Origin of the sequence: Neobacillus niacini (assembly GCF_036961885.1) — a bacterium.
In the GTDB taxonomy this organism is placed as follows: Bacteria; Bacillota; Bacilli; order Bacillales; family Cytobacillaceae; genus Neobacillus; species Neobacillus niacini_H.
Genome location: NZ_JBALNQ010000044.1, coordinates 23,799 through 36,906, shown reverse-complemented (window position 1 = coordinate 36,906; position 13,108 = coordinate 23,799). Strand labels below are relative to the sequence as shown.

15 protein-coding genes are annotated in these 13,108 nt (G+C 36.9%); 9 read left to right on the top strand and 6 right to left on the bottom strand.

Annotated elements, in window-relative coordinates; translation table 11 throughout:
• Window positions 1-799 (top strand): aromatic ring-hydroxylating dioxygenase subunit alpha (locus tag V7124_RS18160; protein WP_335491917.1); only part of this gene is annotated, 799 nt, incomplete at its 5' end.
• A gap of 108 nt (window positions 800-907) precedes the next feature.
• Here the strand turns inward: V7124_RS18160 and V7124_RS18155 are convergent.
• Complete coding sequence (locus V7124_RS18155; protein ID WP_335491915.1) at window positions 908-1,150, bottom strand: hypothetical protein; 243 nt, start codon at window positions 1,148-1,150, stop codon at window positions 908-910.
• 183 nt (window positions 1,151-1,333) lie between these two features.
• On the opposite strand from V7124_RS18155, the gene V7124_RS18150 reads away from it, so the two are divergent.
• From V7124_RS18150 to V7124_RS18125, 6 genes are all read left to right on the top strand, one after another.
• Entirely contained in the window at window positions 1,334-1,837 is a 504-nt protein-coding gene (locus tag V7124_RS18150; RefSeq protein WP_335491910.1) for a DinB family protein, read from the top strand.
• Window positions 1,838-2,047: 210 nt separating this feature from the next.
• Window positions 2,048-2,428 carry a hypothetical protein gene (locus tag V7124_RS18145; protein WP_335416641.1) on the top strand — a complete coding sequence of 127 codons (381 nt, stop codon included), beginning with the start codon at window positions 2,048-2,050 and terminating at the stop codon, window positions 2,426-2,428.
• Entirely contained in the window at window positions 2,418-2,897 is a 480-nt protein-coding gene (locus V7124_RS18140) for an aminodeoxychorismate lyase (protein WP_335416624.1), read from the top strand. Before V7124_RS18145 ends, V7124_RS18140 begins: the two co-directional genes overlap by 11 nt.
• Window positions 2,898-3,022: 125 nt before the next feature.
• Window positions 3,023-4,567 (top strand): DUF4145 domain-containing protein, encoded by a 1,545-nt coding sequence (locus V7124_RS18135; RefSeq protein ID WP_335416626.1) that lies wholly within the window; start codon window positions 3,023-3,025, stop codon window positions 4,565-4,567.
• Window positions 4,568-4,634: 67 nt separating this feature from the next.
• Complete coding sequence (locus V7124_RS18130) at window positions 4,635-5,729, top strand: hypothetical protein (RefSeq protein ID WP_335491908.1); 1,095 nt, start codon at window positions 4,635-4,637, stop codon at window positions 5,727-5,729.
• Window positions 5,730-5,820: 91 nt separating this feature from the next.
• A complete protein-coding gene (locus V7124_RS18125) occupies window positions 5,821-6,738 on the top strand; it encodes a ketopantoate reductase family protein (protein ID WP_335416628.1) in 918 nt (305 codons plus the stop codon).
• 157 nt (window positions 6,739-6,895) lie between these two features.
• Here V7124_RS18125 and V7124_RS18120 read toward each other — a convergent pair whose 3' ends face one another.
• Window positions 6,896-7,291, bottom strand: coding sequence for a hypothetical protein (locus tag V7124_RS18120; protein ID WP_335416630.1), 396 nt, complete (start codon window positions 7,289-7,291; stop codon window positions 6,896-6,898).
• Between the two features lie 234 nt (window positions 7,292-7,525).
• On the opposite strand from V7124_RS18120, the gene V7124_RS18115 reads away from it, so the two are divergent.
• Window positions 7,526-8,560 carry a fatty acid desaturase gene (locus V7124_RS18115; RefSeq protein WP_335416632.1) on the top strand — a complete coding sequence of 345 codons (1,035 nt, stop codon included), beginning with the start codon at window positions 7,526-7,528 and terminating at the stop codon, window positions 8,558-8,560.
• A 75-nt stretch (window positions 8,561-8,635) separates the two neighbouring features.
• Window positions 8,636-9,145: a response regulator gene (locus V7124_RS18110; protein WP_335416634.1), complete on the top strand. Its 510-nt coding sequence runs from the start codon at window positions 8,636-8,638 to the stop codon at window positions 9,143-9,145.
• Window positions 9,146-9,196: 51 nt separating this feature from the next.
• Here the strand turns inward: V7124_RS18110 and V7124_RS18105 are convergent, their stop codons facing one another.
• The 4 genes from V7124_RS18105 to V7124_RS18090 form a co-directional block, all read right to left on the bottom strand.
• Window positions 9,197-9,565 (bottom strand): SET domain-containing protein, encoded by a 369-nt coding sequence (locus V7124_RS18105; RefSeq protein WP_335416636.1) that lies wholly within the window; start codon window positions 9,563-9,565, stop codon window positions 9,197-9,199.
• A 129-nt stretch (window positions 9,566-9,694) separates the two neighbouring features.
• On the bottom strand, window positions 9,695-9,889 hold the full coding sequence (locus tag V7124_RS18100; RefSeq protein ID WP_045521602.1) for an alpha/beta-type small acid-soluble spore protein: 195 nt from the start codon (window positions 9,887-9,889) through the stop codon (window positions 9,695-9,697).
• An 87-nt stretch (window positions 9,890-9,976) separates the two neighbouring features.
• Window positions 9,977-11,101: a CAP domain-containing protein gene (locus tag V7124_RS18095; protein WP_335491898.1), complete on the bottom strand. Its 1,125-nt coding sequence runs from the start codon at window positions 11,099-11,101 to the stop codon at window positions 9,977-9,979.
• Window positions 11,102-11,350: 249 nt separating this feature from the next.
• Window positions 11,351-13,024, bottom strand: a complete 1,674-nt coding sequence (locus V7124_RS18090) for a ribonuclease J (protein ID WP_335420392.1) — start codon at window positions 13,022-13,024, stop codon at window positions 11,351-11,353.
• Window positions 13,025-13,108: the final 84 nt, after the last annotated feature.

Here is a 13,108-nt window from a genome sequence, read left to right as displayed (position 1 = left end):
CGGAAATCTCGTATGCCCTTATCATGGCTGGGAATATAATTCAGAAGGCACCTGTACAAAAATTCCACAGCTTCCTGATGATAGAGCAATTCCATTAAAAGCAAAAGCGATTAAATACACATGCAGAGCAGAGCATGGATTTGTATGGATTAACTTTGAAAATAACAATCCTGAGTTTCCTTCTTATCCAGAATTTACGGATAGCAGCTACCGTAATGTCCTTTGGGGGCCTCAGGAAGTAAATGCTAACCCGCCAAGAATAGTAGAAAACTTCCTAGATGTAGGGCATCTTTCCTTTATTCACGAAGGATTTCTTGGAGTCCCAGAATATCCGGAAATTGGCGAATATGATGTTCATACTGAAGGAAATAGAATTTTTTCAGATGAAATTGCTATTTTTCAACCAGACCCAGATGGAACTGGGATAGCAAAGAATGTTTATTACACCTATGAAATTGTTCAACCATTGTCTGTCCGATTCACAAAAAGAGATCCGGAAACAAATAATAAAATGACAATCATGCTTATTATTCTGCCAGTAACGGAAGGTAAATCAGTAGCGTATGGAATTATGTCAGTCAACTATGAAACAGGTACAACCGACCAAGAAATGATCGATTTCCAAGATATGATTTTTGCACAAGATAAACCCATTGTAGAAAATCAGAAACCAGAAGACCTACCGCTTGACCTCCAAGTAGAACTTTCATTGAAATGTGACCGAATGAGCATTGCATATCGGAAGTATCTAAAGATACTCGGGGTAAGACTTGGGACTGAATATAAGTTGATAGATTAGTCAAAAGGACTATGGAAAACCAATATACTTTTTCTTCTGTGTCAATATGAAAATACGCCAATCCTTTGTCTTGTTAAAGGGATAAGGCGTTTTTTTATCAGGAAAGTATTATTTGATAGGTGCTTCATCATCTGGTAACGCAGGGCTTTCATCGTGTAGGAAACGTCTGTTATCCTGATTTTTATAATCATTATTGCTCTCGTTTCTGTTTATTCTAGGTTCATAATTAATTGGCTGGAAATTTACATCCTTCTCCTGATTTAATGAATTTCTTTTGTCAACATTGCAAGCTGATAGCAAAATGATTGAAAGGGTAGCAGATAGGATCATTACTTTCCATTTGGGATTCATACTATAACTCCTCACAATATTTTATTCGTGTTCTTTTTACTATGCTCGTTACAAATTTTTTTAGTCTGAAAAATTTTGTTGAACAGCTGACCTTGTTAAAATAAATGGGGAATTTTTGAGTTTAAAGCAAAAAATGGTATAGTGGGTAATGTAATGTAAAAAAGTTGTAATGGAGGATAATCAATGTATACTTCTATCTCACATTTTATTGATGAATGGAATCAAGAAGCAGCTTCAACCCAAAAGGTATTGGATGCCTTGACGGATGAGTCACTTCAACAAAAGGTTTCCCCAGAGGATCGTACTTTAGGATCCATTGCCTGGCATATCGTATCTAGTACACCTGGTATGCTTATCGAGTTTGGCGTTACTGTTGAAGCAGTGAAAGACGAAAACGCTATACCAACTTCTGCTAGAGAAATTGCTGAAACATTCCGTAACGTTAGTGCAAACACTAGTGAGGCGGTTGAGAAACAATGGACAGATCAAACATTAAGTGAAATGAAAAATGTATTTGGAATGGAAATGCAAAAGTCTGTAACTTTAAATATGCTCATTAAGCATATCGTTCATCATCGTGGTCAAATGACCGTCCTAATGCGTCAAGCCGGTTTGAAGGTTCCTGGAATATATGGGCCATCGAGAGAAGAATGGAGCCAAATCGGAATGGAAGCACCATCTATTTAAATTCACTAGCCGCCGTTAAGGTAAGCATCCATAAAATTGGGTGCTTTTTTGGTGTATTCATATTCCTGGAATCGTGGATTTTTAATGTCGATTTTTGCTAAATAACTCGGACTTTTGATGTATTTTTTAAAATCAAATCGAAAATTAATGATTTTGGATGTATAATATATTCTTGTGTTGTTCTATTAAATCGAAGGAGGTAGTATTTTGATGGAATGGACTTTATTAGGATTGTTTCTGATTTCCGCAATATTGCTCGTGTTTTCACTACTTAAATCATATCGTGATTCAAAAGTCGAGAAAAAGCAAATTGATTTAGTACATGTATCAATGATGAAAGAAATCAATAGCATTCAAGACTCAATCCGCGATATCGAGCTTGATATAGAAGTAGTAATAAAAGAAGCTGGCATTCAACTTTCTGCAGACGAAAAGCTTTTTATGCGTGAAGTGATAGACTTGTATAGACGTAATTACTCGATTGAAAGTATCGCTGCGAAAAAGGAAGTGCCAGAAACTGAAATTGAACAGCTGCTAACACCTTTCCTGAAAATTAAGGATGAAGGGGGATTAGTTGCCAATGCGAATTAACTTATTGAGCAGCTTTGCAGCAGGGATTCTTATTTCTACAGCGATTTGTGGTATTGTATATTTTTCCGATGATAGCAATTCACAAAAGGTATCAGCAAAATCTAGCGAAAAAGTTCAACTAACGAAAACTGAGATGAAGGAAAAGCTAGAAGCAGAAGGTTTTGTCGTTCAAACGAAAGATGAATTAGAAAAAACATTACAGGCTGCAAAGAGTTCTGAAACGAAACCAGCTGATTCTGAAGAACAGGAAAAACCTGTTTCCCAAGTTGTAGTCAATGTTGCGGATGGAATGACAAGTGTAGATGTCGCGAATGTATTAATTCAAGCACAATTGATACCAGATGATGCTTTTGCTTTTACAATGGATATCGAAAGTAGAGGGCTACAAAACGCCTTACGTCCAGGTTCCTTTACAGTGGATAGTGGAATGTCTTACGATCAAATCATTTCAACGATTTTTACAAATTAATAGTAGCTACAAAAGCCGTTCTCTCTTGAGTACGGCTTTTCTTTTTAGGTTAAATCTACTAGTATATTCCAAGTTTAGGCCGATATGATAAAATAAGAATAATATATATTCGGAGGAGCCAGCTAATGGAAAACCAATCCTATTTTTATCAATTTATTGAGCCTATTTCAAAAGAACTTGCCCTCGTAGCAAGGGAACTAGAAAATAGTATTTTTACCAGCCCGAGAACAATGTTGACCCATGCACGGGTATTTGTTGAAAATATCTTGCAACAGGTTATTCGTGCCGAAATGTTGCCAGAGGACCCGCGCTCGAATTTAAAAGATCAGCTTGATATGCTGAACAACAAAGGATATTTAATTCCTGAGATTCTCGATGCGTTGCATTTTGTTAGGCAAAGAGGTAACCAAGCTGCCCACAATTCGAGAATGTTCCGTTATTCGGAGGCGCTCTTGTCATGGGAGGCATTATATAAAATTGTGAGATGGTATGTTGAGGTGTACGGTCCTGTAGATGTTACTGTTCCTGATTATCAGGATCCATCACCTAGATTGGAGAAAAGGTATGATATGTCGGAACTAGAAATACGGCTCCAATCACTTGAAGAACTACTATCAAATTCGGTACAAAAACTTACTACTGAGTCATCGCTTGCGGAAGCAGCGGTGAGTTTGGAAACGATTGAACCTGAGGTTTCTATTGGTGAAGAGGAAAATCCGGGATTTACTACTATTCGAACGATATCGTTTAATGGCAGACAGCTAGAAGTTCCATACTTTCTTCGCGATGCCTTCCTACTGCCACAACGATTTGATAAGTCCGAAACCTTCCTCATTAGGTTAGGTGCGGAACAGCAGGCAAGGATTATGAGTGAGCTGCCAAAGAATCTGGCTGGACTTCATAAACATGTAAAACGCTACAGTGAAAAGAATGACGAAATTTTCTTTGAGGAATTAGGTACTTATATTGAAGAAGAAATAATCAGAAGAAACTTATCACTAAATCGTCAAGGTGAGCTGTTTTTCTTTTATAAAGCGGACTATCTTGTCGTTACGGAAGAACTTGCAAATGTCCCGCTTACATCAGCCGAATTTACTGGAATCCCAAGCCTGTTGAGACAGTTAAATGGAGATCAAATTGATAAGGTGGGTCAGCTGCCGAAAGAGCTGGTCATTCTAGCAAAATATGAAAATGTTGGAATTGGAACGGTTGAAAAATTGTTTGAGCAATTGAAGAAAAAATCTAATGAAAAAACTGTAACAACAGAAATCGAGGAGTCATATCGGTCCGGTTATAAAAAATGGGAATCGTTATATATCAATGTAAGGCTTGGGAAAGGAAACACTGTTATCCGGGGTGAAAGTGTACCTGCACTTTGGAAGGAAGGTCTTAATTGGATTGAAGACCATAACCTGCCCCTTCATGAAATGGTTGAGGAGGGGGTTGTCCTTGGTGCAACCGATACAGGTAAACGTTTTGCCATTGCACTTCAGCCAGTTCATAAAGATAATAGGAAATTTACCCAAATGCATATTTACAAATCTAAACTTACGAGTACCACCTATTACCTTGAAACCAAAATAAATCCAAAATCTGGACTTGAAACACTGGCTAAGCTGCTTACAAGATTAGGAGTAGAAGTCAAGATTCCATTATTAGAAGATAGTTAGTTTGTCCATAGCACAATTGATTTACCATCATAGGATAGTAGCAATTAATTACTGGTGGTGAACGTACATGATTACTATATTCCAACCTGAAAAAGTCAACATCAATGGGAAGTTACGCCTTCAGGCTAAATTCGAAGCCGCAGGAATGAAAAATGTTCTTTGGTACGAAACGGATGAAAAATATGCACCATACCTAACCTCGGAGCGGGTAGATGCCTTTTTGGTTGGACTCATTTGGTTAGGTTTGAAAACAGGGCAAAATATTATCGTCAAGGGACTCTTATCGGAAAAATTGTTTTATGGGTTAAATCATCATTTAATCCCTTTAATTGCCCAACTATATAAATACAAAACCATACAGATTCAATGTGATAACCTTGTTTCAACACCTTTGCCTAATGAAGGCGCAGTTGGTACTGGACTTTCCTGTGGCATTGATTCCTTGAGCACAGTCTACGAACATCTAGGTAAGTCCGTTCCAGAACATTACCAGATCACTCATTTTACTTTTTTTAATACAGGATCTAATCAGATGATGGGAAGCAAACAGTGGCAGGAGAAAATTTTTCAAGAAAGGGTAGAATGGGCTAAAGCTTGTGCTGCCGAACTTGGAAAAGAACTAATTGTGGTGGATAGTAATATTAATGAAGTGCTTAAGATGAGCTTTGTAAAAACTCATACATTACGAAACATATCGGCGCTTTTAGTTTTTCAAAAACTTTTTCGTGTTTATTATTATTCAGCAGGATATCATGTTTTACAAGCAAAATTTAATCAGGACTCTGCCTCCTATGATGCGATAAGTCTACCTTTGCTCTCAACCGAAAATGTAAATTTCTACTCAGCGGGCAGCAGCTTCACCCGAGTGCAAAAAACAAAAATGGTTTCTGACTTTGAAATCTCCTACAAGTATTTAAATGTATGTCTCTTCAAAACTAAGAATTGCGGTCGTTGTCTAAAATGTAAAAGAACATTACTTACATTGGATATTCTTGGGTCTATCGAAAAGTATAAAAATGTTTTTAATCTGAATGCTTTTTATAAAATAAAAGATTCTTATATTAATGAGGTACTTGCTTCAAGAAACAATGATCCATTGTTTAAAGATATTTATGAAGAAATGGTGCGGAGAAACTATCTAAAGAAGCGGAATGATACGTAAAATATCATTCTTTCTCTTTTTTTTAAATTGGATAGTGCTTCAAATGATACCTCTGGTATGGGTATAAAAAATGGAGAGGAAATTTAGAAAAATGGAAATTAAAAAGGTTTCGATTATCGGATTAGGTGCATTAGGAATATTATTTGGGAATCATCTAGCTAAGAGAATGCCAAAAGGAGATTTAAGGATTATTGCAGATAAGGAGAGAATTCAAAAATATAAAAATGACAATGTTTATTGTAATGGTGAAGAATGTGATTTTCATTATGTGACACCTGATGAAAATTGCCAGCCTGCTGATTTAATTATTTTTTCTGTGAAATCTGAAGGTTTACATGATGCCATTCAAGCAGTAAGAAATCATGTGGATGACAATACCATTATTTTATCTGCCTTAAATGGAATTACCAGTGAAATGGTCATTGGCAAGGCGTATGGTATGAATCATATTCTTTATAGTGTGGCTCAAGGAATGGATGCTGTGAAAGTAGGAAATAAACTTACATATGACCATATGGGAATGCTTTGTTTCGGTGATCAAAAATCTGGGATTATTTCAGACAAGGTTAAGAGCGTTTCAGCATTTTTTGAAAAAATGGATTTTCCATACCAAGTTGATACCAATATGGAGAAGCGGCTATGGGGAAAGTTTATGCTAAATGTGGGGGTCAATCAAACGGTTGCTGTATTTAATAGTAATTATGGCGAAATACAAAGGGAAGGTGAGGCAAGGGAAACCATGATCGCTGCCATGCGTGAAGTGATTGCTCTGTCTGAACATGAAGGGATCCAGTTAACTGAAAATGATCTAAATTACTGGTTAAGTGTTTTAGCCACATTAAGCCCAGAAGGAAAACCGTCAATGGCTCAAGATTTGGAGGCAAGACGTTTCAGCGAAGTTGAATTATTTGCAGGAACTGTATTGGAGATGGGGGAAAAACATCATGTACCCACACCTATTAACAAGAAATTATATGATACAATTAAATCTATTGAAAATACGTACTGATCAAGATCCCCCTTTTGCTGTTTATTTTTTAATGGCTAGTATTGAAATTTAAGTGTTGCTAATAGGACCAGATAATAATAATAAAAAGCCGTTCTCACGATGAGCACGGCTTTTTTTCTTTGATATGAAGGATTTTGGATATTTAAAAAAATTGAGATTAGGCTCCGACTGGGTTTGCAATGTAGGAAGAATTTTGTTCGTCCCAGCGGAATTCACCTTCCTGAAGCATGATCGTTGTATCGAATGGACAAGGAATTGGTAACGTACCTTCCTGTTCGATTAATTCAGTTCTTAATTGAAGAAGTTCATTTTTTGAAGCGATTCGAATAACTGCATTCAGTCTAATTTTGTTTAAAGTAATGTTTTTTCTTGCACAAATGCTGTCTTGAAATGGCTTATTAAATTGAATCATCATTTCTAAATCATTAAGACAGGCAACACCAAAGACATCTTTTATAATGTCATCATATTTAAGCTGATAACCAGTAGCGAATTTAATAATATTTTTTTCGGGATTTTCTAAAATATAAATAGTATCAATTTGATTTTTCATTTATTAGCACCCACTGTTCTATTATAACTAAATTGGCGGTAATCTTACTGACATGTACCATTGCTTTAGTCTGTTAAACCATCCTTATTATTATAGCATAGATTTCATTTAATTTGTAAGGGACAACCTTAAGGTGACATTTGTCATACTCTACATATGACACCTGGTACTTACAATAGTGATTTTAATCACCTATACTGAATTCAACGACTCAAATTGAAGGGAATTAAAAATATGACTGTTCAACAAAATACCAAAAATTTAAGAAAACAGGTTGCTCCATTTGAAAAATCAACAACAAAACAGAGTGTTTGGCAAATTATCAATACAGTGGGACCTTTTATCATTTTGTGGTTCTTAGCCTATCAAAGCTTAGCTGTATCCTATTGGTTAGCATTGGTTCCGATGATCGCTGCAGCAGGGTTTTTAGTGCGAATTTTTATCATTTTCCATGATTGTACCCATCATTCGTTTTTCAAAAACAGACATGCAAATCGAGCAGTTGGTACAGCCATGGGAGTCTTAACCTTGTTTCCATTCGATCAATGGGGTCACGAACATTCGGTTCACCACGCAACAAGTGGTAACTTGGATAAACGCGGTACTGGTGATATTTGGACACTTACGGTTGATGAATACTTGGCAGCACCACTTAAACTTCGTATAGCCTATCGTTTTTATCGTAATCCATTGGTATTGTTTGGAATAGGTCCGATTTACCAGTTCTTACTGAAAAACCGTTTTAATCGAAAAGGCGCACGCAAAAAAGAAAAAATGAATACCTATTTAACAAATGTTATTATTGTTGCCTTGATTGCATTGCTTTGTATAGCAATTGGCTGGCAGTCATTTTTACTCGTACAAGGAACGATTTTCATGATTTCTGGAGCAAGCGGAATATGGCTGTTTTATATCCAGCATACATTTGAGGATTCTTACTTTGAAGAAGATCCAAATTGGGAATATGTAAAAGCAGCAGTGGAAGGAAGTTCTTTTTACAAGCTTCCAAAACTTTTGCAATTTTTAACTGGTAATATTGGTTTCCACCATGTTCACCATTTAAGCCCACGGGTTCCGAATTATAAACTTGAAGAAGCTCATAATGAGACGCTTCCATTACAAAACGTACCAACGATATCACTGGCGACCAGCTTAAAATCTCTTCGTTTCCGTCTCTGGGATGAAAATGCCAAGAATTTTGTTGCTTTTAAAGACGTAAAAACGTTAGCAAAACAAAGAATTTCTGTTCAAGCAAAACCGGAAGTGTAAATCCCCCAACTTGGAAGACTCTCCTTAAAAGGGGAGTCACTTCATGGGTAGCAGCCTGATAAGGAGAGATAGAAAATGATTCGAATTGTAATTGCAGAGGATCAGGAGCTACTATTAGAGGCCATGGGCAATCTGCTGAATTTGGAAGAGGATATCGAAGTGGTCGGTCAGGCAGCCAATGGGGAAGAGGCGTTATTACTTGTACACCAATTACAGCCGGATGTTTGTATTATGGACATAGAAATGCCAGGAAAAAGTGGTCTTGATGCCGCAGAAGCTTTACAACGCGCAAGCTGTAAAGTGATTATTCTAACAACCTTTGCAAGACCTGGTTTTTTTCAACGTGCATTAAATGCAGATGTAAGGGGCTATTTACTGAAAGACAATCCAAGTGAAGAATTAGCTTTTGCCATTCGTAGCATTATGGAAGGAAAGCGAATTTATTCCAATGAACTAATGGACGAGGACACATGTGATGAAAATGGAAGTTCACTCCCACCAATATCCACTCAAAATAATAAAACGGGATCCGTCAAAAATTATATATCATCCATTATGGATAAAATGAAATTACCCACAGGCTAAAAAAGCATCCAGTTATTGGATGCTTTTTGTGTTTTTAAAGAAGTTGAACAATCAAAATACATCAAACCACATTGGTTCATCGTCATCGGGATCTCCATTGTAATTGATTAGAATTTCATCACCTTTTTTGATATTCTTATAAGCAAAAATGTCAATGGTTTGGTTTTTTAGATTAAGCTTATATAAAGCATTCGGGGAGTAGGAGTGGTTAAACAGCGAGCCATAACCAAGTGCTAACGCGCATTCTTCTAAATCCTTACCCCACCAGAACGCATATTCTACCAAGATCGTTCTTTTTAAATAATTATACTCCTCCTTAGGGGAAATAATCACAGGTGCTTCATGGATGAGCTCCCCTTTATGAATGTTACGAGTTGCGAATATCCCTCTGCCATACTTCGATTTTTTCACTTCGAACATTTAGACATCACCACCGGCTAAATTTGAAAATGTATTAATACTATATGCAGACGTAATTTAATTGTTTTGGTTTTGCCATATGAAAAAGGTGCCCCTACTATCAGGGACACCTTTTTAGAAATCGCTAGGCTATTGACCTTGTTGATTTCGTAAAGATTGTTCAGCGTAAGCGACCAGACGCTTGGTCATTTCACCTCCGACTGAACCATTTGCTCGTGCGGTCGTATCAGCACCAAGTTGAACTCCAAACTCGTTGGCGATTTCTTCCTTCATTTGATTCAGAGCATTATCTGCACCAGGAACCACTAGTTTGTTTCTAGCCATGATACATCACTCCCGACGAATTATTTTCGAGCAATCAGTAATTGCTCGTCTATAATTTGCCCTGTTTTTCTCACCTAATTCGTATCGTTAATTCGCGTAATAGTTCTGTGTATAATAGGGCTGTGATTTTTCATTAAAGGCGACCCCAACTCCTAAATACTCATAACCACCTTGTAAAATATTCTCCCGATGTCCTAGTGAGTTCATTAAACCTTCATGGGCAAAAATGCTGCTTAATTGTCCATAAGCAAGGTTTTCACCAGCTAATTGGAAAAGAATGTCATCCTCTTTCATCCGTTCAAAGGGCGATTGTCCCTCTTGATTTGTGTGATTAAAATAATTATTCTCAGCCATATCTGCACTGTGTTTTCGAGCGGTTTCTCGTACATGGTCATCCCATGTTAAGATGGGCAGCTGATGATTGACCCGGGCGGCATTTGTTAAATCAAACATTTGGTATTCAAAGCCTTCTTTTAAGATGGGAGTGGCCTCTGTATAAAAATCTTTCTTGTTGTCCTCTAAGGACTTGCTAATGATTTGAATTCCAGTGACGGTATTGTTCTCATGCTTATCATAAAAAATAGTCACGTAGGTGTCATTTAGTGAAAATAAATCATTTTCATTACCTGCTTGAAGCTGATAAATGACCATTCCTTTTTGAATTTTTGTAATTGGTTCACCAAGAATAGTACGAACATCTTCTTTTGCACTGCCCATTTTGATTCCATTGGTTGAAGAAAGCAAATCTTGGTTTGTATACAATCCTGCTGCTTGGCCGTTTTCATCATACATCACCATAAAAAAATCCTGGTAATTCTCATGATACGCATGCCAATTTGCACCATACTCATTGAGAGATACCCGTTTTGCAATACCCAAATTATGTTCAATATCAGCCTTCGTATTTCCTAACTCAATATTATGAATAGAAAACATTTGTTCTGCTGGAGGAGTTAACTTTACTTTATCGTGTTTGTTTTCCTTTGGTTTTTCTTGCGTCAGGGGTCGCTCTTCAAGTTGAAAGCCAATCTGTGCCAGCATCTGCTGAATATCGTCATATAAAATACTAAGTGTTTCTGGTATTTCTATACTTTCTTTCAAGGAAGAAACAAAATCAGCATGAATATTTGAATTGTCCAACTGTTTAGTAATAAATGGCCAGGAAATATATAGTAAAAATAATAATGCAGCTAATCTTAGAATACGAAACATCATCTTTCCTCCAATTCTATTAGGAGTGTAGCCAAGTTCGAATAAATGTATAATAATTTTAAACTTAAATCAAGTTTTTTTTGAGGTTTCAATGAATATTTCTACGATAAATGGGATATATCTGCGTTAATTAAATTATATCTGCGATAATAGAGATATATCCGCGTAAGTTATAAAATATCTGCTAATGCTCAAAAATTGAAATGTCAGGCACAGAATATAGTGCCTGACATTTGCTTTTTAGGCTAATTAAATTTCAAGGATAATCGGCAGGATCATTGGTTTCCTCTTGGTGTGCTTGAATAAATATTGACCAACTGATTTTTTAATATTCTGCTTCATTACGTTCCATTGTCGAACATTGTCTGCTTCAAGCTCAAGTATCGTTTTCTTAACCAACCGGTTAATTTCTTTGATCAAATCCTCTGATTCCCTTACATATACGAAGCCACGAGTAATCGTGTCTGGACCTTGAATAATCTTTCGATCACTTTTGCTTATGGTTAACACAACAACGAGCATTCCATCTTCAGAAAGTTGTCTGCGGTCACGTAAAACGATTTCTCCAACATCGCCAACACTAATTCCATCTACATACGTATCTCCTGCAGGAATAGACCTCGTTTGACGAGCGACTGAATTTTCAATATCAACAACATCTCCATTTTTAATGATGAAGGTATTACCTTTTTCTACACCTACCGATTCAGCTAACTGTCTATGGTGATGCAGCATTCTATATTCACCGTGAATGGGAATAAAATAGGTTGGCTTCATAAATGTAAGCATGAGTTTCAAATCTTCTTGATAGCCATGTCCGGAAACATGCATGCCAGTTGAACTTCCTGAGCCATAAATGACTTTCGCTCCCAATTGAAATAAGTTGTCGATAATCCGAGAAACACCCTTTTCATTTCCTGGGATAGGAGAAGCCGCTAAAATAACGGTATCCCCAGGATAAATCGTTGCATCTCGGTAATTTCCTGTAGATAGTCGGGCAAGAGCAGCATTAGGCTCACCCTGACTTCCTGTACATAGGATGACAACCTTGTCTGGAGGAAATTGTTCGATTTCATTTGCAGTGATCAACATCCCATCAGGAACAGTTAAATATCCGCGCTCAAGGGCGACATCTACCACGTTTACCATACTCCTGCCTAGTAGTGCAAGCTTTCGATTTGTTTTTATCCCAGCCTCTACTACCTGCTGGACACGATTTACGTTGGAGGCAAAGGTAGAGAGGATGATTTTTCCCTCTGCTTTTATGAAGGCTTCAACCAAATGGTCCGCAACCATTGACTCTGATGGAGAAATTCCTTTTCGCTCCGCATTGGTGCTTTCGGAAATTAATGCGATTACGCCTTGTCTGCCGATTTCAGCCATTTTATGAATATCACAATATTGTCCATTGACTGGTGTTAAATCAAATTTGAAGTCACCTGTATGAACAACGTTTCCTTCAGGGGTATGAAAAACAATGCCAAGACAATCTGGAATACTGTGGCTCACTTTAAAAAATGAGACACTGATTTCTCCAAATTCAAGTGTAGAATCCGAGGTAATCGTAACAAGCTTCGTATCCCTTATGAGACGATGTTCATCTAATTTTATTTCAATTAAACCAAGTGTAAAGTTGGTTGCATAAATCGGGACATTTATTTTTTTAAGAAAGAAAGGGATTCCACCAATATGGTCCTCGTGACCGTGGGTAACAATTAATGCTCTAATTTTATCCTGATTTTCTTCTAAGTAAGTTACATCTGGAATGATTAAATCAATGCCTAACAAACTCTCATCGGGAAACTTACCACCACAATCAACAATCACTAGATCGTCACCATATTCAAGCACATACATGTTCTTACCGATTTCATTGATTCCGCCTAGTGCGAAAATAGATAACTTTTTTTTGGTCGTTTTCACCTTTTTACCTCCATAAAATATATATATAAATGTACTATACCCCTAGAGCAGAAGAGTATGTTTGGGTTAGTCATTTTACACTTC

Bases quoted from the DNA above. Each gene is read 5' to 3' on its own strand.
- V7124_RS18155 (WP_335491915.1), bottom strand. From the start codon at position 1,150: ATGAATCCCAAATGGAAAGTAATGATCCTATCTGCTACCCTTTCAATC.
- V7124_RS18150 (WP_335491910.1), top strand. From the start codon at position 1,334: ATGTATACTTCTATCTCACATTTTATTGATGAATGGAATCAAGAAGCA.
- V7124_RS18145 (WP_335416641.1), top strand. From the start codon at position 2,048: ATGGAATGGACTTTATTAGGATTGTTTCTGATTTCCGCAATATTGCTC.
- V7124_RS18140 (WP_335416624.1), top strand. From the start codon at position 2,418: ATGCGAATTAACTTATTGAGCAGCTTTGCAGCAGGGATTCTTATTTCT.
- V7124_RS18135 (WP_335416626.1), top strand. From the start codon at position 3,023: ATGGAAAACCAATCCTATTTTTATCAATTTATTGAGCCTATTTCAAAA.
- V7124_RS18130 (WP_335491908.1), top strand. From the start codon at position 4,635: ATGATTACTATATTCCAACCTGAAAAAGTCAACATCAATGGGAAGTTA.
- V7124_RS18125 (WP_335416628.1), top strand. From the start codon at position 5,821: ATGGAAATTAAAAAGGTTTCGATTATCGGATTAGGTGCATTAGGAATA.
- V7124_RS18120 (WP_335416630.1), bottom strand. From the start codon at position 7,291: ATGAAAAATCAAATTGATACTATTTATATTTTAGAAAATCCCGAAAAA.
- V7124_RS18115 (WP_335416632.1), top strand. From the start codon at position 7,526: ATGACTGTTCAACAAAATACCAAAAATTTAAGAAAACAGGTTGCTCCA.
- V7124_RS18110 (WP_335416634.1), top strand. From the start codon at position 8,636: ATGATTCGAATTGTAATTGCAGAGGATCAGGAGCTACTATTAGAGGCC.
- V7124_RS18105 (WP_335416636.1), bottom strand. From the start codon at position 9,565: ATGTTCGAAGTGAAAAAATCGAAGTATGGCAGAGGGATATTCGCAACT.
- V7124_RS18100 (WP_045521602.1), bottom strand. From the start codon at position 9,889: ATGGCTAGAAACAAACTAGTGGTTCCTGGTGCAGATAATGCTCTGAAT.
- V7124_RS18095 (WP_335491898.1), bottom strand. From the start codon at position 11,101: ATGTTTCGTATTCTAAGATTAGCTGCATTATTATTTTTACTATATATT.